This window comes from Mesobacillus thioparans, from assembly GCF_965138835.1.
Classification (GTDB): Bacteria; Bacillota; Bacilli; order Bacillales; family Cytobacillaceae; genus Mesobacillus; species Mesobacillus thioparans.
In genome coordinates, this window is sequence record NZ_CBCSFH010000002.1 from 369228 (window position 1) to 395363 (window position 26136).

General features: G+C 40.1%; 29 protein-coding genes. 8 read left to right on the plus strand and 21 right to left on the minus strand.

The annotated features are described in order from the left end of the window. Positions 1–46 precede the first annotated feature (46 nt). Positions 47–709 carry an HAD family hydrolase gene (locus ACNAZ4_RS06310; RefSeq protein WP_415813394.1) on the minus strand — a complete coding sequence of 221 codons (663 nt, stop codon included), beginning with the start codon at positions 707–709 and terminating at the stop codon, positions 47–49. Positions 710–820: 111 nt separating this feature from the next. Next, the gene (locus ACNAZ4_RS06315) at positions 821–1318 is read right to left on the minus strand and encodes a DinB family protein (protein WP_415813395.1); all 498 of its coding nucleotides are present in this window, start codon (positions 1316–1318) and stop codon (positions 821–823) included. Positions 1319–1699: 381 nt separating this feature from the next. Between ACNAZ4_RS06315 and ACNAZ4_RS06320 the strand changes: the two genes are divergently transcribed. The 3 genes from ACNAZ4_RS06320 to ACNAZ4_RS06330 all read left to right on the plus strand — a co-directional run bounded on the left by ACNAZ4_RS06320 (position 1700) and on the right by ACNAZ4_RS06330 (position 3549). Further along, on the plus strand, positions 1700–1873 hold the full coding sequence (locus ACNAZ4_RS06320; RefSeq protein ID WP_415813396.1) for an aspartyl-phosphate phosphatase Spo0E family protein: 174 nt from the start codon (positions 1700–1702) through the stop codon (positions 1871–1873). Between the two features lie 366 nt (positions 1874–2239). Continuing rightward, positions 2240–2860 carry an NAD(P)-dependent oxidoreductase gene (locus ACNAZ4_RS06325; RefSeq protein WP_415813397.1) on the plus strand — a complete coding sequence of 207 codons (621 nt, stop codon included), beginning with the start codon at positions 2240–2242 and terminating at the stop codon, positions 2858–2860. A 128-nt stretch (positions 2861–2988) separates the two neighbouring features. Beyond that, complete coding sequence (locus tag ACNAZ4_RS06330) at positions 2989–3549, plus strand: CBO0543 family protein (RefSeq protein ID WP_415813398.1); 561 nt, start codon at positions 2989–2991, stop codon at positions 3547–3549. Between the two features lie 424 nt (positions 3550–3973). On the opposite strand, the gene ACNAZ4_RS06335 is transcribed toward ACNAZ4_RS06330, so the two are convergent. From ACNAZ4_RS06335 to ACNAZ4_RS06345, 3 genes are all read right to left on the minus strand, one after another. After that, a complete protein-coding gene (locus tag ACNAZ4_RS06335) occupies positions 3974–4912 on the minus strand; it encodes a DNA/RNA non-specific endonuclease (RefSeq protein ID WP_415813399.1) in 939 nt (312 codons plus the stop codon). A gap of 314 nt (positions 4913–5226) precedes the next feature. Beyond that, a complete protein-coding gene (locus ACNAZ4_RS06340; protein ID WP_415813400.1) occupies positions 5227–5451 on the minus strand; it encodes a hypothetical protein in 225 nt (74 codons plus the stop codon). Positions 5452–5487: 36 nt separating this feature from the next. Continuing rightward, entirely contained in the window at positions 5488–6012 is a 525-nt protein-coding gene (locus ACNAZ4_RS06345; RefSeq protein ID WP_415813401.1) for a ribonuclease H-like YkuK family protein, read from the minus strand. Positions 6013–6830: 818 nt separating this feature from the next. On the opposite strand from ACNAZ4_RS06345, the gene ACNAZ4_RS06350 reads away from it, so the two are divergent. Further along, the gene (locus ACNAZ4_RS06350) at positions 6831–7775 is read left to right on the plus strand and encodes an aldo/keto reductase family protein (protein WP_415813402.1); all 945 of its coding nucleotides are present in this window, start codon (positions 6831–6833) and stop codon (positions 7773–7775) included. A 68-nt stretch (positions 7776–7843) separates the two neighbouring features. On the opposite strand, the gene ACNAZ4_RS06355 is transcribed toward ACNAZ4_RS06350, so the two are convergent. From ACNAZ4_RS06355 to ACNAZ4_RS06415, 13 genes are all read right to left on the minus strand, one after another. Beyond that, complete coding sequence (locus ACNAZ4_RS06355; RefSeq protein WP_415813403.1) at positions 7844–8281, minus strand: SRPBCC family protein; 438 nt, start codon at positions 8279–8281, stop codon at positions 7844–7846. 94 nt (positions 8282–8375) lie between these two features. Continuing rightward, positions 8376–8750 (minus strand): nuclear transport factor 2 family protein, encoded by a 375-nt coding sequence (locus ACNAZ4_RS06360; protein ID WP_415813404.1) that lies wholly within the window; start codon positions 8748–8750, stop codon positions 8376–8378. Positions 8751–8787: 37 nt separating this feature from the next. After that, entirely contained in the window at positions 8788–9630 is an 843-nt protein-coding gene (locus ACNAZ4_RS06365) for an STAS domain-containing protein (protein ID WP_415813405.1), read from the minus strand. 302 nt (positions 9631–9932) lie between these two features. After that, the gene (locus ACNAZ4_RS06370) at positions 9933–11393 is read right to left on the minus strand and encodes a PstS family phosphate ABC transporter substrate-binding protein (protein WP_415813406.1); all 1461 of its coding nucleotides are present in this window, start codon (positions 11391–11393) and stop codon (positions 9933–9935) included. A 142-nt stretch (positions 11394–11535) separates the two neighbouring features. After that, the gene (locus ACNAZ4_RS06375) at positions 11536–12684 is read right to left on the minus strand and encodes a M20 metallopeptidase family protein (RefSeq protein ID WP_415813407.1); all 1149 of its coding nucleotides are present in this window, start codon (positions 12682–12684) and stop codon (positions 11536–11538) included. Between the two features lie 518 nt (positions 12685–13202). Continuing rightward, a complete protein-coding gene (locus tag ACNAZ4_RS06380; protein ID WP_415813409.1) occupies positions 13203–14159 on the minus strand; it encodes a methyl-accepting chemotaxis protein in 957 nt (318 codons plus the stop codon). A gap of 154 nt (positions 14160–14313) precedes the next feature. Then, positions 14314–15051, minus strand: a complete 738-nt coding sequence (locus ACNAZ4_RS06385; protein WP_415813410.1) for a phosphatase PAP2 family protein — start codon at positions 15049–15051, stop codon at positions 14314–14316. A 95-nt stretch (positions 15052–15146) separates the two neighbouring features. Beyond that, positions 15147–15977, minus strand: a complete 831-nt coding sequence (locus tag ACNAZ4_RS06390) for an STAS domain-containing protein (RefSeq protein WP_415813411.1) — start codon at positions 15975–15977, stop codon at positions 15147–15149. A 163-nt stretch (positions 15978–16140) separates the two neighbouring features. Further along, complete coding sequence (locus ACNAZ4_RS06395; RefSeq protein WP_415813412.1) at positions 16141–16635, minus strand: DMT family transporter; 495 nt, start codon at positions 16633–16635, stop codon at positions 16141–16143. 18 nt (positions 16636–16653) lie between these two features. Beyond that, positions 16654–17343 carry a Crp/Fnr family transcriptional regulator gene (locus tag ACNAZ4_RS06400; protein ID WP_415813413.1) on the minus strand — a complete coding sequence of 230 codons (690 nt, stop codon included), beginning with the start codon at positions 17341–17343 and terminating at the stop codon, positions 16654–16656. Between the two features lie 17 nt (positions 17344–17360). After that, a complete protein-coding gene (locus tag ACNAZ4_RS06405) occupies positions 17361–17786 on the minus strand; it encodes a DMT family transporter (protein ID WP_415813414.1) in 426 nt (141 codons plus the stop codon). Between the two features lie 141 nt (positions 17787–17927). Next, positions 17928–18947, minus strand: a complete 1020-nt coding sequence (locus ACNAZ4_RS06410) for an STAS domain-containing protein (RefSeq protein ID WP_415813415.1) — start codon at positions 18945–18947, stop codon at positions 17928–17930. A 139-nt stretch (positions 18948–19086) separates the two neighbouring features. Beyond that, the gene (locus ACNAZ4_RS06415; protein WP_415813416.1) at positions 19087–19263 is read right to left on the minus strand and encodes an amino acid transporter; all 177 of its coding nucleotides are present in this window, start codon (positions 19261–19263) and stop codon (positions 19087–19089) included. 499 nt (positions 19264–19762) lie between these two features. On the opposite strand from ACNAZ4_RS06415, the gene ACNAZ4_RS06420 reads away from it, so the two are divergent. Continuing rightward, on the plus strand, positions 19763–20695 hold the full coding sequence (locus ACNAZ4_RS06420; RefSeq protein ID WP_415813418.1) for an endonuclease I family protein: 933 nt from the start codon (positions 19763–19765) through the stop codon (positions 20693–20695). Positions 20696–20753: 58 nt separating this feature from the next. On the opposite strand, the gene ACNAZ4_RS06425 is transcribed toward ACNAZ4_RS06420, so the two are convergent. Continuing rightward, entirely contained in the window at positions 20754–20969 is a 216-nt protein-coding gene (locus tag ACNAZ4_RS06425) for a hypothetical protein (RefSeq protein ID WP_415813419.1), read from the minus strand. A gap of 407 nt (positions 20970–21376) precedes the next feature. Here ACNAZ4_RS06425 and ACNAZ4_RS06430 point away from each other — a divergent pair, with 407 nt between their 5' ends. The 3 genes from ACNAZ4_RS06430 to ACNAZ4_RS06440 all read left to right on the plus strand — a co-directional run bounded on the left by ACNAZ4_RS06430 (position 21377) and on the right by ACNAZ4_RS06440 (position 24026). After that, complete coding sequence (locus ACNAZ4_RS06430) at positions 21377–21955, plus strand: RNA polymerase sigma factor (RefSeq protein WP_415813421.1); 579 nt, start codon at positions 21377–21379, stop codon at positions 21953–21955. After that, complete coding sequence (locus ACNAZ4_RS06435) at positions 21945–23060, plus strand: DUF4179 domain-containing protein (protein ID WP_415813422.1); 1116 nt, start codon at positions 21945–21947, stop codon at positions 23058–23060. Before ACNAZ4_RS06430 ends, ACNAZ4_RS06435 begins: the two co-directional genes overlap by 11 nt. A 249-nt stretch (positions 23061–23309) precedes the next feature. Continuing rightward, the gene (locus tag ACNAZ4_RS06440; RefSeq protein WP_415813423.1) at positions 23310–24026 is read left to right on the plus strand and encodes a 3-ketoacyl-ACP reductase; all 717 of its coding nucleotides are present in this window, start codon (positions 23310–23312) and stop codon (positions 24024–24026) included. Positions 24027–24152: 126 nt separating this feature from the next. On the opposite strand, the gene ACNAZ4_RS06445 is transcribed toward ACNAZ4_RS06440, so the two are convergent. Together ACNAZ4_RS06445 and ACNAZ4_RS06450 are read right to left on the minus strand one after the other, a co-directional pair. Beyond that, positions 24153–25475, minus strand: coding sequence for a TrkH family potassium uptake protein (locus ACNAZ4_RS06445; protein ID WP_415813424.1), 1323 nt, complete (start codon positions 25473–25475; stop codon positions 24153–24155). Further along, positions 25476–26132 (minus strand): potassium channel family protein, encoded by a 657-nt coding sequence (locus ACNAZ4_RS06450; RefSeq protein ID WP_415813425.1) that lies wholly within the window; start codon positions 26130–26132, stop codon positions 25476–25478. It abuts the gene before it with no gap. Positions 26133–26136 lie beyond the last annotated feature (4 nt).

A 26136-nucleotide genomic window follows, 5' to 3' on the forward strand; every position in this document is an offset into this window, starting at 1 on the left:
TTTATTACCTTATTCAAATAAGAAAAAGCCGCCTGATACGGCAGCCCTAGTCATGCTGAAATTCACTTACCCTTTTAGTAATGGATGATATAAAATCATTTATATTGCTATAAATTTCATCTGGGTGGACAGTGAAATTGACTGTCTGATAAGTAGGCAGCCAATGTACACCAATTGTATGTACATTGGCTTTTTTTCCAGCCATAATATCCGCGTCACTATCTCCGAGGAAAATAGCCTCGTTGGGTAACACATTCAGAAATTCCAATGCTTTATAGATACCTTCTGGATGAGGTTTTGGAAACTCTACGTCATCACCCGTAATGACCACATCAAAAATATTATGTAAACCTAGGCAATCTAGAGATATGTCGAGACTTCTTTTTGCCTTTCCTGTCACGATCCCAAGTTTATATCCGGCTGTTTTTAAAAGTTTCAGTAAAGTATTGATATCCTCATTATCCTTAACAAGATTGTAATGTCGTTCCTTATATATTTCATAATATAACTCAATGGCTTCATCATAGTTATAATTCTTTAGGTTTTCACGGATAATACCAGTCTCAGAGGGGCCGAACATTGCCTTAATTTCCTCCGAAGTGACTGCACGATTATCAAATTCCTTAAACACAGATTCGAACGCCAAAAAACAAACAGGTAACGTATCAGCAAGTGTACCATCAAAATCAAAAATTACAGCTTTTATCACAAACACATCCTCTTCTTTCCAATACATTACCTTTTCTATATAACATTATTATTTTCCTTCTAGACTTTACGACTTCTTTCCTGGTGATGAAAGTTGCTGTATTTTGGATCTTTAGGACCAATCAACACCAGCCCAAGAGGACTGCAACTTTCGTAACAGAACAATTTGGCCGAGGTGATACGTATCGTGCATCATGATATTGCTGAGTAATCGCTCAATCGAGTACCTGTCAGCAGCGTACGGAGCTTTTAACTTTTCATCGTCAAGTTCAGCAATGACCGTTTTTAATTGATTCATAACTTTATTAAGGCGCTCCACTGTCCGTGCCCACTCAATTTCGTCTTCCGGATCCCCCGAATTTGCAAAGGTTTCTTCATTATCTTCTGCCTTATGCGAATTCTCAGTGCCCTTAATTCGATGTATTACATCTTCATTCCAAAATATCAAGTGGTTGACAATCTGCCAAATCGAATTGCTGATTCCTGAACTTGTCCATGCTGCCTCTGCCGCGATGACTCCTTGAAGCGCCTGATCCATGGATGCAAACCATTCATTCTCATGGTAATGCATGTCGAGTTGTTCTAAAAAGATTTTGGTTACAACTTGCATACTAGCAATCTCCTCCCTCAAGTGTAGTTTTTTAAAGGACTATCTTCGTTTTAGCCTGTCAGTCATGTAACGAAAAAATTTCTCAATAAAATTCCATCCTTTTTATTTTGAGAATACAACAAAACCACATTACTATGACTTATTCGGCTGAACCAGCTAATATTCCTTCATCATGCCAAATAACCAATTATTAATATCAAGTTCCATTTCTATTTTTGCCAAAACTATGATGATCATTTTTATAGATTTAGAAAATAGGTTTTTTAAAAAACGTGTCTCTTTTTGATATTCTTTGTCGAATGGGTTTTTTCTCTCTTTTTTCAGGAGAAAGAAGCAAAGTGAAAATTTTACTTTTTATATGATTGGAGCGATTTATGTAAAATGGAAAATTCTTTATCTAGAACTAAAATTTTGTGTTGTAGAATTAAGATTTTGAGAAAAAGGTTGATTTCTTTTGGAGAATTAAAAGGTTTAACTCATCCGGAAACAGTAAAATGCAGTGAAAAGTTGGATCGACTGATTTTCAAATATATCAAATCACAAGTAAATTTATAAATTACTTTTATTGGTTATCCTACATATTGAGACATAGTAATTCATCCCCTAGAACGGATTATTTTCTCATAGGGCAAGAGTCTAAATCCACAGAGACCTTGCCCTACTTTCATACCAAATTCTCCTTAACGCAGCTAACTTCGTTTTTTAATTTTGCAAATTCACAAAGATGCTCTCCAATTCAATTGCTGATCATATGCTTTTTTTGGCAAGGCCGCTGTTTTATTGTATACTCAAACCGTTTGTAGTAAGGAATTCAACAATAAAAGGTTTCGTTATTTCTGTAGCCACTCACTCGTTTTAATCACACATTTAAAATGACTTTTATAGTAAAATATTAGTACTAAAAAAAGGAGCCTCACACTTATGAATATTTTGGTTTTTGGTGCAACTGGACGAGTTGGTAGTCAGATCGTTCCTTTTGCTCTTCACGACAGACATCATGTAACTGTATTAGTTCGCACTCCAGAGAAGGTCCAAATAAACAATGAAAATTTAACTATTATTCAAGGGAATGTTTTAAATAAAGAGGATATAGTACAGGCAATGCAGGGGATTGATGTGGTAATCAGTGCATTAAATACTGATGGCACAACCACTTTATCAGAAAGTATGCCTCTAATTATTGAAGCAATGGAAAGCGAAGGTATCAATCGAATAATAACAGTAGGAACTGCGGGTATTCTGCAAAGCAGAGTTACACCAGCTATTCTCCGTTATCAATCAAGTGAATCAAAGCGGAAGTCAACTCGTGCAGCGGTAGAACATCATAAAATTTACGATTTACTCAAACAATCTAACCTTGAATGGACTATTGTCTGTCCTACTTACTTGCCGAATGGAAAACGGAGAGGCAACTATCGAATAGGCAATGACTTTTTGCCAGAGGGTGGATTTGAAATATCTGTACAGGATACTGCAGAATTTACTTATAAGCAAATAAGTACAAACGAGTATAAAAAATCGCGTGTAGGAATTTCATATTAGTATTACTTATACTTCTATTCATAGGAAAAGATTCTTCTGGAAATTATAATTAAAAACTAACCATACATAAATTTCCTTTAGATAAGAAAAGTTATAATCACTAATTCTTTTTCCTAGGAGCATAAGAAATGCCATTTAAGCAAGGATTAACCCAGTCAGAAAAGGCTTATAATCAACTTACTGATACCAGTTCCCTATTTGCAAAAATAGTGAAAGAAGATTTTCTATTTACCTGGCAGTGGTGGTTTGGTATCGCCCTCTTTGTGATCCCATGGATTGCATGGTTTTTTTTAAGAAAAAAAGAAAGCACGGGGCGTCTTCTTTTAGGAGGATTAATGACAATCATCTTATCTCTTACAATAGATCTTGCGGCATTATCGACAGGTCTTTGGTCATATCCAATGGTCATAGTTCCAGTAGCTCCATTTTTATTTTTACCCTATCACTTCTCTTTAGCTCCTGTAGGGGTCATGTTTGCATTACAGATCAAACCAAATATGAATTCTCTTTTTAAAGGAGTGATTTTTTCTGCCGCTGCAGCTTTCCTGGGTATGAACTTCTTTAGGATCATTGGCTTTTATAATCCTAAACATTGGTCAAGCTGGTATGATTTTTGTATATTTTTACTTCTTTATTATGTCGCGTATTTCCTCGTTAAACTGGAGAGCTTTAAGAAAATGCATACTTAAAAAGGAAGCATTGTTCAGCTTCCTTTTTCTCTCTTTTTATAAACCAAAACATCCTTTTTCATTGAGTTTATTAACAACCTGATATTAACATATTTATCCATCACGGTTTCCGGATTTATTGGTTACACTGTTATCCAGTTGATGGAAAACTAAGCTCCAATGGTGGTTATTAGTTGCACAATTAACCATTTTCTGAGATTTAAGTGCTCAAATACTGCTTATTGGTAACACAATTCTCCAGTTCCTGGAATTCGAGTGCTCAATACTGCTTATTGGTTACTCTTTTTATTAGATCTCTGTAATAGATGTGCTCCAAGGCCATTATTTCTCCAATAAAAAACTCATCAAAATTGACGAGTTTTTTTCCTGCTTTATCGCTGTTCTACAGTTTAATAATAAAACACCTTTTACTCAACCCAGCGGCTTACTCACCTACCATACCGTCCTTATCAGCATCGTGCATATAGGGATATAACCAATGATCACTTGTTATTGGCATTCTGAACCCCGCTGCTTTTGCTTCTTTAATCGTTACCTGTCCATTACCGTCAGTATCAACACTGGAAATATCATTGTTTGTGTTTGGACTAGTTGAGTCGGACTGCTCACTGCCTGTTAAACCAAGTGATGCGTTTACTTCATCTGGGTTCAGATTATCAAATTTATCAATGATCTTGTTGCCTTTTAAAATATAGGTGTACTGATAACTCGATGGTATCTGCGTTTCTGTATCAGGATATGTGATAATTGCTTCAAAATTAGTGGCTCCACCCGCGCTGCGGATCACTTTTTCCATGTAAGCCTGATCACCATGACGGTTGAGGGTACTTTCTTGTGGGGTAATATTATATGCATTCGATACCCCTCCGAGAGAATCAGCAATGATATGCCCTTCATCTAATATATCACTTTCGACACCAGGAACCTTGGCCTCATCTGCGTAGTATCTGCCAGAGGATAATACAGGTTCGTTAAGGTCATCTTGCAGTTTTATTTCGTCTGCGATGACACGTACCAGTTGTCCGTACTCATTCGTAAATGCCCAATATTCACGATCCCCAAAACCAATGTCAACGACGACGTTTGGTTCACGATCTCCAGACATATCACCGCCATCTACTTCAATAAGTTTGTATCCTGGGAACAGTTCACCATTTACCTCGGTTTGTGTTTCCTCTACTCCTGGTTCATCTACATCCGTAGTGTTCGTTTCTTCTTTTTCACTATTTTCGTTCGTATTAACAGTAGTTACTTCTTGTGGATCTGTATCTCGATCCGTAATCGATTCATCATCTACACTGGTACAACCAACCAAAGAGATAATCGTCAAAAGTAAAATTAAATTGTTCAATTTCTTTTTCATTTTAAGACTCTCCTAAAATAGTTTCCGAGTACCTTTTATTGAGGTCTCGGAACATTAACCTTGTTAGCCTATTGATAATAGTAAATTCCAATATTAACATTATATCAGAGGATAGCGTGTTCAAAGTTTTTTTAATCTAAAATTTAATCCCTTCTCATATTATGAGAAGGGATATTATTTATCCAAATCTTTAATCTACTCTGAGTAAAATATTATCTTTCACAAGCAAAATCATTTTTATCTCAAACCATTTCATGTTGATAAGCTGGGTGATCAGAAGGTACTCCATTCGGATATTTCTTCCTGAGTTCAGTTTAATTGGCAAAGACTTCTGGTCCTCCACTTGAAGCTGGTTCTGCCTTTGCTTTTAAATCTGCTTCTGCCTTCGCTTTAGACTCTGCCCCCGCCTTTGCTTTGTACTCAGAACTCTTTTCCTCATTCTTTACTGCTGCTTTTGGGCATGTCACGCTTTCAGATGAACAAGCAACTAAGCTGAAAATAAAAAATAAAACCCAAAAAACTAGTAAACTTTTCATCATAATATTTTTCCTCATTGAAACAGAGGTCAGACCCGCCTATTTTGTATACTTGTTCGCATAACTGGAAGCGACAAACGAATCAGGCTTGATTTGTGCTTCGAGCCCGATAGATTCGATGCGCTTAATCATTTCCTCCACATATATTCTCGTTTTATTTTTAGCCCCCAGGCCCAGGTCTAAATGCCCCACCATCTTGAAACTCGCTCCTTTCTCGACATATGGCAGCAACAGGTTGATCATTTGTTTTTGCTTATGGGAAGTGAACATGGAGGCGACTTCCTGCGTGAAGTTAGTCTCCAAGGAAATCTTCTCCTGTAAAGTTTCAATTTTCCTTGGTATATCAATCGAACGGTAGCATGCCCATACACCTTTGCCTTCTCGCTGTATGACAACCCCTGTGATAAAACGCGTGTACGAACTATGCACCTGAGAGTCAGTGCCAATGATCAATCTATGGGTCCCATTTGGCTGCACTTTAATGAATGACAGGATATGCTGGAAGACCTCTTCAAAATCCATGTTCCGCTTTGACAAATTCTGAAAACCTTTTTGAAGTTTCATATCATTCACCTGCAATTCGGGGAAAGGATTTACTCATTTATATGCTGCGATAAAGTTGGTTATCAGCATTTCTGCTTCTTTCTCAAGCAATTGAATGATGAAGCGTGCCATTAGGCTGCTTTTCTGTTTATCAAAAATTGGATAACAAAGAACTTCAGGCTGTAACTAAAGAATCTGGTGTGCAAATGGCTCCGTAAAGTACAGGGGCCTTTAGTTTGGTTCTAAATGCTGTACTCAATCATTACCAATGCAGGGCGGGTCCTTTTTTTGCAGAAATATATAATATAAATGAATAGTCCATATATATATAAAAAGAGTTTCCGGGTGCAACCGGAAACTCAGGTGTACAGCAAGCTGCTTGAAGTGCAGGGCCACAAGTGTGAATAAGAAATGACCTACTCAAACAATGGCCGTTGCAGGGTAGGTCATTTTTATTTGTTTGCAGAAATACCTTTTGCGATTACGGCAATGACTAGAGTCTCAAAACTAATCCTCATGTTCATTGCTTCGTATGTTACCATCAGCGGCACCCCCTTTCCTAAGAAAGTGTGGAATGACCGCTGCCCACCCCGCAATTGCTGTACATAGATAATCATTAAACAAGAACACGTGTTAGCATATTAGGAACTTTGTCTATGTTCATTTGATCATTTCTTTACGCTTCTATTCAAGTTTGCCTCTATAAGTACCACTCCATATGAGAGGGCTAAATCTCCTTACCCCTTCTTTCGATTTCCGAAAGATAATAATAGACCAATGTTCTATCCTGTTTTATAGTGTAAGTATTAAGTAAATTCTAAAAACAGGAGGCTTTTTATATGGAATATCGTCGCTTAGGCAACACAGGGTTGAAAGTAAGTGAAATTAGTCTTGGAAGCTGGCTTACATATGGCGGATATGTGGAAGAGCAAAACGCTGTTGATTCGATTGATTTAGCGTATGAATCAGGTATCAATTTCTTTGATACGGCTAATGTCTATATCCGGGGCGAGGCTGAAAAAGTGGTCGGCAAAGCATTGTCCAAGTATCCTAGAAGTTCTTATGTGCTTGCAACAAAGGTTTTTGGCAAAATGGGTGATGGTCCGAACGATCAAGGGCTATCTCGCAAGCATATTATCGAGCAGTGTGATGCAAGCCTGAAGAGACTAGGCATGGATTACATTGATATATATTATTGCCATCGCTACCATCAGGAAACCCCGCTGGAGGAAACGTTGCGGGCTCTTGATGACATTGTGAGGCAGGGTAAAGTTCTATATCTTGGTGTAAGTGAATGGACAGCTGAACAAATTTCCGAAGCAGTCCATCTGGCGGATAAAAGGCTGCTGGACAGAATTGTTGTCAATCAGCCGAATTACAGCATGCTGCACCGTAATATTGAAAATGAGATCATTCCGGTCAGCGAAAAGCATGGAATCGGCCAGGTAGTATTCTCCCCACTAGCACAGGGCGCACTGACAGGGAAGTACTCAAAAGACCAGCTGGCACCAGAAGGAAGCCGTGCAGCACAGCAGAATACAAATATGTCCCACATCCTTACACCACAAAACCTTGATAAAGTGGAAAAGTTGAAATCCGTAGCAGCCAATGAAAACTTAACACTAGCTCAACTTTCCATTGCCTGGATTTTAAGACAGCCTAACGTATCAAGTGCTATTGTAGGTGCAAGCCGCCCGCAACAGTTGGAGGAAAATGTAAAAGCCTCCGGGGTAATATTATCAAACGACGTTCTGTTACGAATTACTGAAATTCTGAATGATTAATAAAAATAAACCAAAGGATTTGTTTTTACTCTGGAATCCTTTGGTTTATTCAATTGGATCCTTTCTGTTCAATCCTTAGCCAATCCTGTCCTAAGAGTATTAATACCATTCTCCACATAACCCTTTAAACAGGTCAGCATAAATACCCATCCTTCTTTATTGTCTAATAATTGAAAGGCTACCTCGTCATCATTTTCATTAAAGCCCTCTTCTTTCACTTCAATGAGTGTTCTCGCATGATCTAATTCCATCAAAGAAATTGTAACCAGATGCCCTTCTCCATTTGCATTCCAATTAAAGATAATTTTTTCATTCAACCGAACTTCTAATACCTTAATATCAATTTTCGCATTGTATTCATCATATCGAAGGGTAATCGTTTTACCTGTTTCCCACCTATCAGAACTCGAAGAGAACCAAAAATTACCGATCTTTTCAGGATCCACAAATGCTTCAAATACTTCGTTGACTGGTTTATTTATTATAAATTTTGTAAGGTTGTTCATTGATTCATCTTATCCTTTCTTCAATAATGATAAATAAAAGAGTATGCAATCCAACGATTCAGCACACCCTTTAACACAACTACAATATTCTAGGTCAAAATACACCATCTTTATTAGGGGAATTCTCCGGTATTGGCTGACCCACATCCCATAACTCGACGATCAAGCCGTTATTAAAACGGAAAATATGTATAACAGATACCCCAAGTTCATCTTGCTGTTGCTTAATATGTGAGTGAACCGCAACAATATCTCCCTCTTCTATGACACGTTTTACTTCAAGGATTTTGTTAGGATTCTTTATAGCGTTTTCTTCCATTGCGGCCATAAGCGAGTCAGCATCCCCTGGAAAAAAGGGGTTATGATGACGGAATTCCGGACTAATGTATTGATGGTATGCCTCGTGCACTTCTCCTGAAGCAACCATTTGCAAAAAGGACCGAGCCTTTTCTTTTAAAGAATTTTCCATTGTAAATCCTCCCTTCTATTTGTACAAGCTAAATTATCTACCGACCAACCCTCTGCAGTGCTTGCTGCAATGTGTTAAAGGTTCTGATCCCTTTTAAATCCATGCCAAGCTGGACAGATGTCATTGCGACTTCCGGTTTAATTCCTGATAAAACCGTTTCGATGCCAAGAAGCGATGACACCTGAATGATTGAATAAATTTGCTGTGCTACCATTGTATCAACAACGGGGACACCGGATAAATCAATATATAGCCTGTCCACTTTCTGCTCTGAACATTTGCCTGGAACAGTGTCCAATATCTTTTTTGCCCTTTCGGTATCAATATCCCCTATTAGCGGCAGAACAGCACTCGCATCGCCTAACGGAATAATCGGCGCACCTAATTCAGTGATTAAATCATGTTGAGCTTTCATCCGATCTCGTGTAATAAGATAGTACCTTTTTGAAAATTCTTGGATCAACAAATCAAATGCTGAATGAATGGAATGATTCCACTTTAGTATATGCTGCTTGGTAATGGCTTCTCCCTGTTCAGATACAAACGAGTCTAAAAAAACCATTATGACTTCCCGAAAGCGATGAACAGCTTCAAGAACTTCATAAATAGGAGTTCCCAAATCTGCCCGACTATGCGCCACCATGGTTGCCCATTGCTCAAGATTTGCTTGATATTCTTTCTTATCATCCAGTAAAGAGCTGGCAATGGTTTTTGTAGTCAACGCATTCTGCTCCCTCAAAAGCAATTCGTACTTTTGATCAGCATCAGCCGAATAGATGGAGTCTGATCTCTTTTCTCTCATCTTTAACCATTGATCAGCTAGTGTCGTTTTATTCTCCATCAGCGCTTTGTAAAATGTTTCATTCCAATTTTTTGTCATGGTAACTCCTTTTTTTTTTCATTAATTTCATAAATTAATGTCAATGTGTCCATTTTCTTAGATTAAAAGTTTTGTTTTAAAAGGGCCTATCAATTCTTGGTTTTGTGGAACTTAGTAATATTCAATTATATAAGGGTCCTTATTCGAATTTTTAGGGAATATGTGAATAATATAGATTTTACTAGATAAGGTAATCGGTGTCTAATTAACCTGAATGTAATAAAATACACACGCACAGTGTCTGAATAAGAGTAAATAAAGAAAGGCTGAAATCTTTACTGCTAGGTTCAGTCTTTAATTGCTTATTCTCCAAATGGAATATATCCTACTTCTTCAACAAGGAATTGTCCCTGGGGTCCCTGCATCCATTCAAGCATAGGCTGGATTGTTTTTTTCGGATTGTCTTTTACTGAAATTGCATACAGATTGACGACATAAGGATAGGTACCGTTCGCAATATTTTCTTTTGATGGCTCAACACCATCAAGAGAGAGTAGCTTGATTTTTTCATTGGGATTCATACCTGTCGCAAAAAAACGGAATGAGTAGCCTAATGAATGATTATAGTTCCGATAGTTTGCCACTTCCTCCATCAGGTCTCCCATCCCTGCTACCTCTTCTTTCAAAGCTGGCATTAAAGGCGCATCCCCCATGAATTTTCCCATGATCGTCTGGCTGCCGGAGTCAGCTGGCCGCTGGAACGCAAGGATTTTCTCATCCATGCCGCCTATTTCACTCCAGTTGGTGATTCTGCCAGAATAAATCGAGCGGATCATTTCTGATGACAAATCATTTATCGGATTTTTTTCATTCACGAAGAAGACAAACGCTTCCTTCCCAATCGGAGTTAGAACGAGTTCTTTCCCTTTGCTTTCAGCCCGGCTTTGCTGGGCTGCAGATGGCTGGGCACCGAAAAAGATATCCACCTCACCGGATAGAAGTCTTTCATACGCATAAATGGTATTTGTAAAACTCACAATCTCCTCACCAGTCGGAAGTGTGGACTGGACAGAAATATTTTTATATGTGGCATTTGCGAAGGCTGAATAAACTGGGAAAGCAGCTTCTGCGCCATCAAGCACTGGCATGTCATTACGTTTTTCAACGGTGAAACTTGCTGGTTCATCAAGCTTAGGAAGCTTGTTCTTGGGATTGCTCACAGTATAAGGCTCAAGATCTACACTTGAAAAGCCATCCCCATACTCGAAGCCATATGACGGTGGTAAAACATACTTGGCCCTCTCCATGTAAATTGCACCACTGATGGCAAAGAAGACAAGGAGGATAGCAATACCTCCGCTCATGTAGAACTTACTGATTGCAACCTTTGTACTTTTCCGCCTTTCGGCGATGACAAAACCCACCAACAAGAAGAGAAAATAAGCAAATGGGACAGCAAACGCAAACAGAAATTTACCCATCATGGCAGAAATAAAAGTATTGGGCAGAAATGGGAAAAGTGCGAATACGAAAAGAGCCCAAATATTATGGCCGAAGAAACCTTTTGATCCGATCATCCCAATAGTAGCTAGTAAAACTGTTATAAAAAGCGGGAAATAAATAGGAAAGTACCGTCCATAAAAAGTCGCAGCATAGACCCTTTTCCCATGATAAATGCCAGTTGCAAATGCGGTGATTGATACAATCAAAAGCAGAACTGGCGGTCCAAATTTATCAACCGGTAATACAGCAAGGCCCAAAAAAGATAGAAAAAGCGGGACAACCAGAAAATAGACAATCAAGAAACCAGAATCTTTTTTCATTTCCCCACACCCCAATTCATTTTAGTGTAATTTTACACTAAATAAACAATTTGGTAAATAAGGGAATGACTAGAGATACTATTTTTTTATAAAATAAGGCAAAACCAATTACATTGATTTTGCCTGTTTTGTTTCATTGCACTTAATTATAAGCCTTCACGATTTCTATAAAGAATTTGATGGCAATCGGCAAGGCGTCTTCATCGATATCAAACCTAGGATGATGATGAGGATAAGCGCTTCTTTCGCCGCCCATTCCGACGAATACGAATGCTCCCGGTTTATGAAGCAAGTAATGCGAAAAATCCTCTGCTCCCATACCCGGCTGGACAAGCTCGAAATGGTCATCACCATAAGCAGATTTGATGACTTGTTCGACAAAACGGCTTTGTTTTACATCGTTCACCAGTGGAGGTGTCCCCAAAATGAAATCGACTTTTCCCTTTGCTCCGAATGCCGAACAGATTCCCTCGGTTAGCTTTTCAATCTGTGAACGCATCGTCTGGACTGCTTCATGTGTCAAACCTCGAACGGTTCCATGAAGCGAGGCCGAACCAGGGATAATATTATAGGTAGAACCGGCTTCGATTTTTCCGATTGTAATAACGCCCGGCGTAATGGGGTTCAGCTTCCTGCTGACAATTCCATGCAGTGCCTGCATGAGATGAGAGGCGACATAAATCGGATCCACCGTTTCATGCGGTGATGCCCCGTGTCCTCCAGAGCCCTCAATCGTAATTTCAAAATCATCGCAGGAAGCCATTTGCGGCCCATGTGCCAGACCAAGCATTCCTGTTTTCATGCCTTGCCATAAATGAAGACCGAATATCGCGTCAACCCCCTCCAGCACTCCCTGATTGACCAGATATTCAGCGCCACTTGGTGTGATTTCCTCAGATGACTGAAAAATAAGCAGTATATTATGGTCTACTTCCTGCCTGTTATTAGCTATCCATTCCGCTACTGCAAGCAGCACGGCCGTATGACCATCATGCCCGCATGTATGTGCCACGCCAGGATTCTTTGATAGATGCGGTTTATCCCCTTCTTCCTGCATCGGCAAAGCATCAATATCTGCCCTTAATGCGAGCGTCTTTTCTCCAGTTTTTCCCTTTAAAATACCAACAACACTTGGTGGCTCGAAGTCCAATATCTCAATCCCCAAAGCTTCAAGTCTATTTCGGATGTATTCACTAGTTTCATATTCCTCACCGGATAGCTCCGGATGCTGATGAAGATAACGGCGGTCCTCTACGGCCTGCTTTATTAGGTGATCCGATATGTATGTCAAACCTTTTGTCCCCCTATGTAGCTAATTCTACTGATTTATAAATATACAAAACAATAATGTAATTATACATCTTTGTTTATAAAAATTGAATAGGAAAACCTATTAGATCTGCACGCTATTGGTGATGGATGTTCCTACTTCGGACAATTTCTTGCTCCTGCACNGGNNTTTNGTCCGAAGTCGTCCTNGGTTCGGACANTTTTNCGCTTCAATCCTGTCCTTTTGTCTGAAGTTGACCCTACTTCGGACATTTCCTTGCTCTTGCACCGGTATTTTGTCCGAAGTTGTCCCTGGTTCGGACATTTTTATGCTTTAATCCTATCTTTTTGTCTGAAGATGACCTTAGTTCAGACAAATCCTTGCCCCTTCTCAAGCATTTTGTCCGAAGCCGCGTGATGTTCGGACAGTTATTTCCACCATTATTTTGTCCGATCCTTCGCTTGGTCCCTCTGTAAGTCTTCTGCCAGCAACAGAAAAAGACGACAGTTACCGCCTGTCGCCTGATTGAAATTAGATCTTTACAATGTGAAACTATCAATCTGTTTATTCGTTTCTTCCAGTTTTATGTCCACTTTGCTTGCTTCTTTTATGTGTTGCTGAATCAGGTCGTTTACCTGGTCGAACAGTATTTTCGTCTGGGTTAGTTCGGCCATGACCTGGTTGGAGCTGTCCTTTTGATGCTCGATTTCGACGATGACTTCTCCAACTTCTGTCACTACTTTCTGGATGACCGAAGATATGTATTCCATTTCAGCTGATGCATTCTTGCTCAAATCAATGCTCTGGTGAATCAATTTTGCACTGGATGTTGCCGAATCCATGGTTTCGCCGATTTCTTTCTGGATATTGGCTGTGAGCACGCCGATATCATTCGTGCTTTTAGCTGTATTCTCGGCAAGCTTGCGCACCTCTTCAGCGACTACGGCAAACCCCTTTCCGTGTTCACCAGCCCTCGCTGCTTCAATCGACGCATTTAAAGCAAGAAGATTTGTCTGGTCGGCAATTTCCTTTATGACCTGGACAATCATTTCAATTTCCTTCGAGCGTTCATTGAGTTTCTTCATATTCTGGAATGCCTGATCAGAAATTTCTCCAACCCGATTAATCAGCTGTTCGACCTGCCGGACCATTTCGCCACCTTCAGCTGATTTTGTAACCATCTCATTTGATGAACTGATCAAGCCATGGCCATTGCTGGCAAGTCCTGTTGCATGATGGACAGAATCCTGGCTAATCTCATTCACTTTATCAAAGTGCGTTTTAATTTGCCCGACCATATTTCCTAAAACATAATGCTGATCATTAACCAGTTCATGCTGGGAAATCGTGTTCCCTAGTTCAAGAGCAAATTTTTCCATAAAAGTCTGGAAAAATGCTTCTTTTTCACCAAATTGCTCGTATAATTCATTCACCTTATCTTGTAGTGCCTGTTTTTCTCCTTCAGCTACCTTTAACCGTTTCAATGTTGTCAGCATTCTACCTTACCACGCTTTCTCCCTATTTGCATGAAAATTATAGCAATAACGAGAACTGTTCGGTGTGATATTTATCACAGTCATCTACAAGAACTTAAAACCGGCTACTATTCTAGTAACCGGCCAAAAATTTGGGACCAATGATAAACAGCCCTTATAATTTATGATCCAACTGCCTGCCAATAAACTCCTTAAATGCCCTGATTGGTTTCTTTTGCGAAGCGCTTCTCCACTTCACGTATTCTAGCGCTAGAAGACAAATTATCAGCCAGAATCCTCCAGCGAGATAACCGGCAATGACATCGCTCGGATAATGCGCCCCAAGATAAATCCTGCTGGTCCCGATTAGAATAGTCATTAGTCCACATAGGTAAAAAGCGGTCCATTTGATTGGTTTTTTCAAGTTAGAGCGAAGAATCAGATAGCCGAGGAATCCGTAAAAAAGAAAGGAACCCATTGAGTGGCCGCTTGGAAAACTGTAACCGACAGCGTCTATCGCCTCGTTGATGGAAGGACGTTCCCTGCCAAAAGAAATTTTCAGTATTTTGGTCAGCAAACCGCCTCCGCCAATGGTAATGATAAAAAATATTATGCTCCATTTGTCTTTCTTCTTTGTCCATAAAAATGAAAGAGTGACTAAAGAGAAAAAAGACAGGAACCAAATCGAGCCCGATTCAGTGATCCAAAACATGATTACATCAACCACATTATTGGAGAACTGGTTGAAAAATCCGATAATCCTATCATCAAAACTTTCCACCTCAGACTCGAGCATTTCCTCCGCCAATTGTGCGAATAAATAAAGAAAAGCGATGGATATACCCATACCTGCGGCGACCAGAAAGGCCGGAAGTAGGGTATTTTTCGCTTTTGTTTTTTTGTTGTCATTCATTTAATTTGTTCCCTCCAATCTACATAATAGAATTTCCCTTTTTAAAATAAACTCAAACAAAAAAACGACAGTCCCCTGACTGCCGTTCGCTCTTCCTATTGTTTTCCGTAAGCCAAGATCGCCTGCTGCACAGTTCCATAAGTGTCCAATTTGGAAAAATCGATGCCGGTATTGATGACATCAATTGCGAGGTCTGCCCGGATACCGGTTAGCATCGTTTTGATTCCGATCAATTTAAGGACTTTATGGATATTGAAGATTCGTGCTGCAATTTCTCCGTCGATCGTCGCGATTCCGGAAAAATCGATGATCAGCGTCTTGATTCTCAATTCACTTATTTTAGGGATTACATGGGTCATAATATAGTCGCTTCGCTCATAATCGAATTCACCGATCAGCGGCAGGATCGCCATTCCTTTCTCAATTGGCACGATTGGCGATGATAGCTCTGAGATGATTTGTTCGTTCTTTTTGTTCACATCCCTTGCCTGTCTTTCACGCTCGATGATTGTCTCAGTGATGCTGAGATCCAGCAGGTAACTAAGACGGTTATTGACGTAGACGACATCTTCAGTCGAAAGTCCTTCAGCCACTGAAACCTTCGTCAGCATTTCCATCAACTGCAGGCGTGTTTCCGCATAAGGTTTAATGATGCTCTCCAGTTTTTGGGATGCGTACTGAAATTGCTTATGCTTCTGATGTTTTTCTCGGTGCCATTGAATGAACCTCTCTGTCACCATCTCTTTTGAAAGATTAAGTGTCTCTCCCAGAAACCCCAAGAATTCTGTGTTTGTCTTTATCGACTCAGAAACTATTTCTTCAGGCAGTTCTATGTCTAATTTTTTCAGGTTATAATCAGTAATTTCCTTGCTGATATTTCCAGCATTTTCTATAAGGTATCGGGAAAATCTTTCAATCAGGTTCACTATGTCAGCTCCTAGTAATTTGTCCGTTTTTTCTTTTAAAGATTATACCATGTTTTCCTCGTTTAATAATAATTTCAACCCAGCAAAGATGATAATTTTAAAGAAGACAAAAAATACGGCAGTGTCGCGGCTGCCGTAAAATGAATCACTTATATAGTTTTCCCTATAATAATTCTGCTTTTTTCCGCTGGCCTGCAGGTACAGCAGGTGCTTTTTCTCCTCTTCCTTCACTCCATTTAAAAACAATCACACCTGCTAAAATGATGAGCACGCCAATCAATTGTTTTTCGGTAAAAGGAACTTTTTCTAGCCCCATCCAGCCAAGTGAATCCCATAAAACTGCGAATCCAAGCTGTGATGTCAACACGATGGCAATCGCGAAGGTCGGTCCCAAATACCTGATGGCCTGCACGATTCCAGCGATTACACCGATTCCGAGAATGCCGCTGAACCAATACCACCATTGCATACTGGCAAAATTAAAAAGACTTCCGCCTTCGAAAAATAACCCTAAGATTAAGGAGGCTATACTACCCAGGCCCAGCACTAAAGTTGTGGTCGCCCAGGATCCAGCTTTTTCATTGACCTTGCTGTTGAAAATATTTTGCAGGCCGACAAGTGCTCCAGCGATTATCGCGGAAATTAATCCTACTAACATTACATGTCCTCCCATTTTTCACTCATAAAGATTTTCCTTTGCTGCCAGCTTGAGTCCTTCTAGGTCTTTAATCAGGATCGTCCCTTTATTTCGTTCAACGAGCCCGGCCGCGCAGAATTGTTTGATGACCCGATTAAGGTGCCTGTAGCTCGTTCCAATTAGATTCGCTATATCAGTAAGATTGGATGTGCTGACATTTCCATTCACCAGTGCGTCATTTTCATCATAGGCGACAGATACAAGATAGCTCGCTAACCTCGTCTCTACCGGATATAAAATATTATGGCGCATGAATTGTGATTTGATATAGAACTTCCGCGTTATTATTTCAAGTAAAAATTGCATAAAAGGAGGATGATTTTTCAAGTGTTGTCGGGCAGCACTTTGCTTTACTCCAATCATGATGACCGGCGAAACAGCTTCCACTGTATTAATGGTGTCGATTTCCTGGACATATTCAATATCCCCAATCACTTCTAGAGGCGTTTTAAACGATAAAATCAATGTCTTCCCCTCTTCAGAAGTGGTGTAGATCTTCACCTTTCCTTTTATAAGGATATATAAAAACTCAGCAGCATCACCCTGCGAGCAAATCAGTTCCCCTTTATTAAAGTGGTACAGTGATAAATAAGGAAGGATTTCTTCATTGAACAAAGGAGCAATCTCTCCGGACTGCAAAAAGTCTTCAAGTTGTTCAGCAGCATTCATTTCCCTATCTCCAATCATTAAGAACCGAGAATCAACACGCCAACTACCATCATCGTGATACCAATTAGCTGAGACATCTTCATTCTTTGCTTTTTCACATCAAACCATCCATTCTTGTCAATCATGACTGTCATGCCAAGCTGGGAAATCAGCATTGCTGAGACGGTCAGTGTGACACCGATAAAATGGATTGCCGTAACGTTCCCGAATACGACTATCGCTCCAAATGTACCGCCAATTAAATAAAGGGGACGGACTTTCGAAAACCCCGCAAAATTGCCTTTTCCAGAAACCAATAAAATAACCAACGCCAATAAAAACCCTGCAAATTGGGTAATCGTAGCCGTTTGCCATGTGCCGATATCCTGGCTGATTCTTGAATTCGCTACCCCTTGCAAGGTGATGAATGCTCCTCCTAAAACCGCAAAAATAACACCCTTCATTGCTTCTCTCCTCAATCCTAATGTATATGTCCATTAAAAGACAGAATAGAGAATTCAGGAAGGACATATGTCCTAAAATTTTAATTTTAGAGAAAAAAAAAGCTGGAACAGACTCAAGATCTCCTGTTCAGCCTTTTATTATCATTTCTTTTTCACCAATTCATACCCATTCTGCTGGATGGCATATTCAACACCCTGCTGCATGCTGGAGAAGGATTGGATTCCCTCGAGATTCACGTTTGAATTCAAAATTTGAACGCTTAATTCAGATGACACACCCACAATGAAGCATTGGCCTCCAATCAATCGGATTGCCTGAATCAACTTTTGAATTCCGTGGATTGAGTACGAATCTACACTTTTGATGCCTGTTAAATCAATTAACAGATATCTCGCCTTCAGTCTTTTGAGTTCAAAAAGTGATTTCTCCATTAGATTGCTGATTCGTTCTTCGTTGTATTTTCCGATTAGCGGCACGACGAGAATATCTTTTAGAACCGGGATGATGGGTGAGGACAGCTCTTGAACCATTGAGGACAACTCTTTTGTCCGCTCCTCTACCTTTTTTTCCAATTCCATGATGCTTTCTTGTTCTTTCTTTCTGGCTAATTCATGGATATTATGCGAAACTGTCACGTTCGAAGGGAAAATTTCCACTTCATCATAGTCATGACCTTCCAGCTGGCTTTTCGTCATTTTGTACCACATGTTCCGCTGGAAAAGTCCGCTGAAAATACCAGCCCAGTGGCTTGGCAGCAGGACTCCTGCCTTGTGTTTATCAGCGAGCTTGAAAATACGATGTTCCCAGCTGTTCCTGATTCTCACGACAGCACTTTTACTTTCATATGAATATTCATGAATTTCAAAGTTTCCCCATCCGGCGCTCTTGTATATATCACTATATTCATTTAAAAGTTCGACCACATCCGTCCTGCCCTCATAATACGAGCTTACTAGATGCCCCATTCGAAACCCTGTGACTTCATAGACGGTCTTAGACACATCATTTCCGGAGATTTCCTCTATCGTTTTCAGAAACAGCTCAATTGCAGAATCCCAGAAAAGCAAAGCAGGAGCTCCATCAAATGTCAGCTCCCCCTCCTGGTTATTCCAAATGAACTCATTTTTATTCACTTTTATCTCATAGTGGCAGTTCCCCATATTTCGACTCCCTTAATATTTGGCTTAGTATCATTCTATCTGAACAACCTGGAAGAATCCAGTAAACCAGGGATCTGTAAATGTTGTATATTCAACCCTAAGTAAAAATGCCGCATAGAAGCAGCCAATTAGAAAATGATTATGTAAACAACTTGGCGATAAGGATAAACAGGATGGCAAATGAAAAGAAACCAATCATGAAATACCCAAAATACCTTAAAGGCTTCGGTAACTTCTTGAGATCAACATTAGTTGGGTATCCTTCGATTTTACTCATGTGGTCCATAGCGTCATTAATAGGCTTTTTATCCGACATGTTAACCACTCCCTTATTCTCAAAGTTCTCTTCTACAATATTCGAGGTAGGATACGCTATTCCTCCTTTATTCCTCATCATCCCTTGCGTTTCTTTAAAGTCCTGCTAATGGGGCTTTTTCGAGCAGAGGATTAATCTGCCTGCGGCCGTTATCACTGCTCACTTTCCTTTTCGTGCTCAGCTTCTCTTTATCTGAGACCGTCAACATTGATCACTTCTCTTTTTAGGCTCAGCTTCTCTTTTCTGGGGCCGAAATCATTGTCCACATCACTTTTAGGGGCGACCCCTGCCCATAAGGAATACTAACTAAAAATATAGTAACTTAAAAGTTTTTCCATAAGTAAAAAGGGAAAATAAAGGAAGGTCTCTTTTTGCTGGTGTGTCAGCAAACCTTCTGATTTGATAGCATCTACCATTAAATAATCCACCCTTAAGTCTTTGAAGGACAAACCTGAAAGGGGTAAAATAGGGATACGATAACAAGAATGAGGAGTTCGGTATGTCAAAATTCAAAAAACAGCAGGAGCACTGGGAGAACAAGTATGATTCGCTCGATCTGAGAAAGCTGCTGACTATCCTGAAGGACAATCGCCGCGATATCCAGAGTAATCAGCAGCTTTATTATGATCCAGCTCGGGATCTGGAGGATATGGAAAAGTACTACAGGGGAGCGCAGGATTTGGATTTGTCCGGTCTTGCTCTTTTTTACAAGTTCCATACGATTGTATTCCAGTCACATAAAAATCAGCTGCCCTACTTCCTTGCCAAGGATTTGTATTTATACACATGGGTCGACCTATATCCGGATGGAACCGCGAAAAGCATCTACTCCAGCCAGAAGAAGGATCCAGGATCATTGCTGATTGAGGATAATGAAACATTGAGGGAAAAATACGATGAATTCAGAAGCCGATCACGTAAAATCCAGGTGCATGGATTTGATTCGATCAAGGAACTGAAGGTGTTTGAGGACCATTTTAAAATGAACACCGAGCATATCGTACCACAATCCTGGTTCGAAGGCGCTGAGCCGATGAAAGGTGATCTGCATCATCTGTTTGTCTGTGAACCGGATTGCAATATATCAAGATCGAATTTCCCTTTCGCGGACTTTGATTTTTACAATCCTGAGTCTGATCATGAACCAATCCAGAATAACTGCGGAGTCACAACTGGCTACGAGTTCGAGCCTGAACACGGGAAAGGAACTTCCGCGCGGGCGATGCTTTATTTTTTTCTCAGGTATCCTAAGAGAGTGAAGAACGAATTCAAAAAGAAGGTTAACATCCCGCTCCTGGTCCGGTGGAATGAAGAATATCCGCCAACCCTTTATGAAAAGCACCGGAACCAGGCGATCTTCTATATACAGGGCAACCGCAATCCGTTCATCGACTATCCTCAACTGGCCAAGAAAATCGTTTTTCCATGGTGATGAAAAAGGCTGAACCAGTTACATACTGATTCAGCCTTTTTTGTGTATAGTTAACAAGCTACCGGGATTCCTCAATCACCTCAAAAATCTTCCTCGTAGTCACAATTGAAGCAGGAAAGAGAATGACGATGGCAAAGAAAATTTGAAATATAAAAACGAGCAAGCCGTAAGGAAGGAAACTGGCTTCAATATACCAAAAGATATAATTAAAGAGTTTAATATAAATAATAAAGAAGATTGCCGATAAGAGAAAAAACACAATTTTCTTCGCCATGGATATCCTCTCCTCCGTTCGAAACCACTTATTAATATTTTAACAAGAAATTACAGTTTTACGGAGGCTCAATTTGCAGAAGCCTATTACTTGTTCCCGAAAAACGGGATCTTTTTAGCACGGGCAGATGTTGCTCCATCTTCTCCCCGTGAATCCTTGATCCGTTCAATCACGGGCACATAATAGTCCCCCTTATAACCGTCACCAGTGGATTCATCATATTTTTAATTCATTCCATCTATAATAGTCCCCCCCGCCTGAGTTAATTATTGGTAAAGTTAATACAGGTTAAATACTTACATACTTAAGATGTGCCCAATTCGACATAAATTTTTTTACGAAAAATGAAACCATAATAGCACCCACAAACGACATACTAGTGAAATTAACAAATGGAGGTTGCCCAGTTGAATGAGGAACAGAAATTACTAAATCAAATCCGGGCGGGAGATGGGGACGCGTTCAGCCACTTGGTGGAAAATCTTCTTTCCTCTGCCTACAGGACGGCTTATCTTATCCTGGGTTCGCGGGAGCTGGCAGAGGATGCTGTCCAGATTGCCCTGGAGGATTGTTATCTCAGCATTATGAGGGATGTGGAGATCCGCCATTTTAAAGCCTGGTTTTACCGCCTAGTCTATACCCGATCGATTGATGTTTATCGGAAGCAAAAAAGGAATCAGTTTACGGATATCGAGGGGAATCCTGAAGCAATCACCAGAATGAAAACCGAGTCTGCTCAGGAAAAGGCTGTTGAAAAGGAAACGAGACAAGAAATGCTCCAACTAATCACTGACTTAAAAGAAGAGCAGCGAATTCCCCTGCTGCTGTTTTATTACGAGAACTTGTCTGTAAAAGAAATCAGCCTGATTCTCAATGAAAACAACAATACCGTTAAAACCAGGTTGGCCCGGGGCAGGAAAAAGCTTGGCGAGCTCATGAAGAAGGATCGACACTTTCAATTGGAGGAGAAGTCATATGGGATTTGATAAGGATGAATTGCAGACCCCTGTTTCGCTAGAAAAATTCGCAACAAATTTGCCTGGACGATTCGCTGTAGGAGAGTTTGAAGATGCAAGGATCGATCGTGTTGGACGTGAGCTTGAAGGGTTCAATAAAGCCCTTAAAAAGCAGTGGACTTTCTGGAAAAAGGCTGGTGTAACTACAGCCGCAATCGCAGCAGGCTTCCTGTTATTTGTCGGCTCAGGATTTGTTTCTCCGACGATGGCGAAGATGGTCTCGAAAATACCGCCGTTAAGCGTAATGTTTGCTAATCCCCACCAAGACCTGACAGAGCGGTTGACTCAAGCCTTGAAGAAAGAAGGATATCCTGTTAAGCAAGTGAACCAGTATGTTGGTGGCAAAAACGAAGGAATCACTGTGCAATTGGCTGCTTCTGAAAAGCAGGTAAAAGAAATGGAAGCAGGTGTGAAAAAAATCGGCCTTTCGATTGTCCAGGGTGACGAATTCAAAGGAACCAAGGTCGAAGACTATATTATAAAAGTAAGACAATACCACGAACCATCTGAAAAATGGAAACAAGAGCAAGCTGAAATGGATAAGGAAAGTGAAGAAGTTTTCGAAATCGTCCAGGCTGCGCTGAAGCCATTTGATTTTAAACATAGCATCGGTTTCAGCTCGGATTCGGTTGAGTTGGAGATCCCGAGCATAGAGAAGCAGGAAAAAGTGGATGAAATACAAAAGGCTGTGAAAGATTCCCTCGCCGCTAATGGCAAAAACCATATCGAGGTCAAGATCAGAAAATTCAACTTGGCCAAACGAGAACAATATGCACGGTGGAGTAACGCGGTCTCAGGAATTGGCCATGAATTTATGACGTATAAAAAATATAAAGTATCAGGCGTTGGATATAAGAGCAGCGATGGTTTAATGACCATTTTCATCACAATGAAATTGAAGAGCACGGACGAAGGAGCAGCCGACCATGCTACCGACCTTTACACAATGGCCGAGGAATTTATCAAGTCTGATGAGATATGGCCACTTGTAAAGCAAGATCCATATAAAATTGTGGTAAGAACAAAGGATAAGAAAGAATTCACGATCGAGGACGGACAGAAACTGTTTAAATAACACTAAAGGCAAAGGGTAATTTCCCTTTGCTTCTTTTTATGTGCTGATCCCCTTTACACTTGGGGCAATCTTATTTGAATTTCGTGTAATTTTTTCATTTTGATACATTGAATATAAAGTTTTAGCAGACCTTATCATAGAGAAATAGGACCTTGTTGCAAACAAATTGTTTGGCTTGTATGCAATCTTGAATCATAATGAAAACTGCTTGTTTATTAATCGAGAAAAATTTTGAGGAGGAATGAAATCATGATCTCACTAAAAGGAAAAACAGCTATCGTTACTGGAGCAGGCAGAGGAATTGGACGTGCAGTTGCGATTGCTCTTGCCAAAGAAGGAGTCAATCTTGGATTGATTGGCCTGACGATGTCCAATCTTGAAAAACTCACTGAAGAGCTTGAGCAGTATGATGTGAACATTTCCGCTGCATCTGCGGATGTTTCTGAACTTGAAGCAGTTCAGCATGCCGTGGAACATATCCAATCAGACCTTGGTGCGATTGATATTTTGGTCAACAATGCAGGAATCGCAAAGTTCGGCGGTTTTATGGATTTATCCCCTGAAGAATGGGAAAAGATTGTCCGCGTCAACCTGATGGGTGTTTACAACCTGACAAGAGCGGTTTTACCTGAAATGATCGAACGAAAATCCGGAGACATTGTGAACATCTCTTCCACAGCAGGCCAAAAAGGAGCACCAGTCACTAGTGCTTATTCAGCTTCGAAATTCGCAGTCCTAGGATTGACAGAATCTCTGATGCTTGAAGTCAGGAAGCATAACGTCCGCGTAACGGCTTTGACTCCAAGTACCGTTGCAACCGATCTCGCAGTTGAAAGCAACCTGATCAGCGGAAACCCTGAAAATGTCATGCAGCCAGAAGATTTAGCCGACCTTCTAGTAGCAGGGTTGAAACTGCATCCAAGAGTGCTCGTGAAAACAGCTGGATTGTGGTCAACCAATCCGTAAGACTAGGAGACCATAAAAAGTCTGAAAATCACTGCTGATAATATTGAAAAATAAAAAATCGCTTAACGTCATTGTTAAGCGATTTTTGTTTATGGTTCATTTAAAGGTCTTGATTATATTGCTGCCTCACCCCGTAAGAACATCTTCCCTTGGATACTTAATTCTTGATTCAGTTGCATTTGCAAGTGAAAAAGCCATTGTCAATGGGCCTAACTTCCCTGCAAACATAACAAAAATAATCACTGCTTTTCCTATCATAGTAAGGGATCCTGTTATTCCCATAGACAATCCTACGGTTCCAAAAGCAGAAATAACCTCAAAAACGACTTGGATGAATGGAGCCTCTTCTGTAATATTTAAAATAAAAATCCCAAAACAAATTAAAAAAAGGGCGATTGTCGATATGGCCAAAGAGCGCAAAACAATCGTAAGGCTGATAGCCCTTTTTCCTAGAACTGTTTCTTCTTTACCCTTCAGAAAAGTAATGACAGAAAATAAAATGACCAAAAACGTTGTTAGTTTTATGCCTCCACCAGTAGAAGCACTACCTGCGCCTATGAACATTAGAATTAAAAACAAGAAAATTGTATCTTCCTGTAAAGCCGATATATCCAGGGAGTTAAATCCAGCAGTTCGCGGTGTTACTGCTTGAAAATAGGAAGCCCATAATTTATCTCCAAGTGAATTCAGACCCCCAAGTGTATTGGGGTTATGGTATTCCAGGACAAAAATAATAAACATGGCCACGAGGTTAATAATGAATGTACCTATAATCATCATTTTGGAGTGGAGGCTCAATTTACCGAAACTCTTTTTCCTCCACATGTCAGCTAAAACCGTAAATCCAATTCCCCCTATGATAAACAGGAAAGTAATCACGATATTGATGATCGGATCACCCACGAATCCCATCAAACTGTCGGACCATAATGCAAAACCGGCATTGTTAAACGCTGAAATTGAATGAAAAAAACTATAATAAAGTCCTTTGGCCCAACCAAATTGAGGCACCCAGCGGATAGCCAGCAGGAACATGGCAATTGTTTCAATCGTTAAGGAAAATATGAACAAATTCCTGACTAACAGGATGACCCCGCCGATGGATGTTTGATTTAATGCCTGCTGCACGACAATTCGCTGTTTAATGCCAATTTTCTTGCCTAATACCATATAAATTAGGATTGCAAAAGACATGATCCCCAATCCTCCCAATTGGATAAGGGAGACAATCACTATTTCACCGAATAGAGTAAAAGTTGATTCGGTATCAACAACAGCCAGACCAGTCACCGTCATGGCTGAGGTAGCTGTGAACAAAGCATTCAGCCAGGTAATGGAGTCTTCCGTTGCAAAAGGCAATTTCAACAAAATGGTTCCTAAGGTTATAAACACAGCAAAGACTAAAACAAGTAACTGGGAAGGATTCAGGTTAATAACGCTTTTTTTCACCTATACCCCTTCTCTCTCGAAACGGTTTATATCCGAGTTGTGGCCCATCACGATCAAAACGTCTCCCATTGAAATGACTTCATCTGCAGGTGGCGAAACAATGATTTCTTGCCCCCTTAGAATGCCAACGATGTTGCATCCATATTTCGCCCTTATATCCAGGTCAGCTAATGACTTATTATGTATTTTTTTCGTAGCCACAATCTCCACCATGCTATACTTTTCCGACAACTCAATATAATCAATGATCTTATCTGAGACAATATGGTTTGCGATCCTTTTGGCCATATCCCGTTCAGGATGGATCACCCGGTCTGCACCCACTTTTTCAAGAACTTTTGCGTGATTATCATTATGTGCTTTAGCCCAAACCGTTGGTACACCCATTTCTTTTAAAATCAGGCATGTCAAAACGCTTGATTCAATATTTCCACCGAAAGAAACAAATACATGATCGATATTTTTAATCCCAACTTGTTTAAGACCTTCTTGATCAATACCGTTGAATTGTACGGCATGGGTTACATACTGTGCGTACTGATCGACTTTATCTTGATCAATGTCAATTGCTAAAACCTCAGCACCTAATTCATAGAACTCTTTTACAAGACTACCTCCAAAACGGCCTAAGCCCAAAACAGCGTATTGCTTTTTCATGTCA

Bases quoted from the DNA above. Each gene is read 5' to 3' on its own strand.
- ACNAZ4_RS06350 (WP_415813402.1), top strand. From the start codon at position 6,831: ATGGAATATCGTCGCTTAGGCAACACAGGGTTGAAAGTAAGTGAAATT.
- ACNAZ4_RS06335 (WP_415813399.1), bottom strand. From the start codon at position 4,912: ATGAAAAAGAAATTGAACAATTTAATTTTACTTTTGACGATTATCTCT.
- ACNAZ4_RS06420 (WP_415813418.1), top strand. From the start codon at position 19,763: ATGTCAAAATTCAAAAAACAGCAGGAGCACTGGGAGAACAAGTATGAT.
- ACNAZ4_RS06320 (WP_415813396.1), top strand. From the start codon at position 1,700: ATGGAAAATTCTTTATCTAGAACTAAAATTTTGTGTTGTAGAATTAAG.
- ACNAZ4_RS06380 (WP_415813409.1), bottom strand. From the start codon at position 14,159: ATGCTGACAACATTGAAACGGTTAAAGGTAGCTGAAGGAGAAAAACAG.
- ACNAZ4_RS06400 (WP_415813413.1), bottom strand. From the start codon at position 17,343: ATGAATGCTGCTGAACAACTTGAAGACTTTTTGCAGTCCGGAGAGATT.
- ACNAZ4_RS06345 (WP_415813401.1), bottom strand. From the start codon at position 6,012: ATGAAACTTCAAAAAGGTTTTCAGAATTTGTCAAAGCGGAACATGGAT.
- ACNAZ4_RS06315 (WP_415813395.1), bottom strand. From the start codon at position 1,318: ATGCAAGTTGTAACCAAAATCTTTTTAGAACAACTCGACATGCATTAC.
- ACNAZ4_RS06340 (WP_415813400.1), bottom strand. From the start codon at position 5,451: ATGATGAAAAGTTTACTAGTTTTTTGGGTTTTATTTTTTATTTTCAGC.
- ACNAZ4_RS06425 (WP_415813419.1), bottom strand. From the start codon at position 20,969: ATGGCGAAGAAAATTGTGTTTTTTCTCTTATCGGCAATCTTCTTTATT.
- ACNAZ4_RS06395 (WP_415813412.1), bottom strand. From the start codon at position 16,635: ATGTTAGTAGGATTAATTTCCGCGATAATCGCTGGAGCACTTGTCGGC.
- ACNAZ4_RS06325 (WP_415813397.1), top strand. From the start codon at position 2,240: ATGAATATTTTGGTTTTTGGTGCAACTGGACGAGTTGGTAGTCAGATC.
- ACNAZ4_RS06330 (WP_415813398.1), top strand. From the start codon at position 2,989: ATGCCATTTAAGCAAGGATTAACCCAGTCAGAAAAGGCTTATAATCAA.
- ACNAZ4_RS06355 (WP_415813403.1), bottom strand. From the start codon at position 8,281: ATGAACAACCTTACAAAATTTATAATAAATAAACCAGTCAACGAAGTA.
- ACNAZ4_RS06410 (WP_415813415.1), bottom strand. From the start codon at position 18,947: ATGGGGAACTGCCACTATGAGATAAAAGTGAATAAAAATGAGTTCATT.
- ACNAZ4_RS06370 (WP_415813406.1), bottom strand. From the start codon at position 11,393: ATGAAAAAAGATTCTGGTTTCTTGATTGTCTATTTTCTGGTTGTCCCG.
- ACNAZ4_RS06450 (WP_415813425.1), bottom strand. From the start codon at position 26,132: ATGAAAAAGCAATACGCTGTTTTGGGCTTAGGCCGTTTTGGAGGTAGT.
- ACNAZ4_RS06365 (WP_415813405.1), bottom strand. From the start codon at position 9,630: ATGACAAAAAATTGGAATGAAACATTTTACAAAGCGCTGATGGAGAAT.
- ACNAZ4_RS06415 (WP_415813416.1), bottom strand. From the start codon at position 19,263: ATGTCGGATAAAAAGCCTATTAATGACGCTATGGACCACATGAGTAAA.
- ACNAZ4_RS06405 (WP_415813414.1), bottom strand. From the start codon at position 17,786: ATGAAGGGTGTTATTTTTGCGGTTTTAGGAGGAGCATTCATCACCTTG.
- ACNAZ4_RS06440 (WP_415813423.1), top strand. From the start codon at position 23,310: ATGATCTCACTAAAAGGAAAAACAGCTATCGTTACTGGAGCAGGCAGA.
- ACNAZ4_RS06385 (WP_415813410.1), bottom strand. From the start codon at position 15,051: ATGAATGACAACAAAAAAACAAAAGCGAAAAATACCCTACTTCCGGCC.
- ACNAZ4_RS06360 (WP_415813404.1), bottom strand. From the start codon at position 8,750: ATGGAAAATTCTTTAAAAGAAAAGGCTCGGTCCTTTTTGCAAATGGTT.
- ACNAZ4_RS06435 (WP_415813422.1), top strand. From the start codon at position 21,945: ATGGGATTTGATAAGGATGAATTGCAGACCCCTGTTTCGCTAGAAAAA.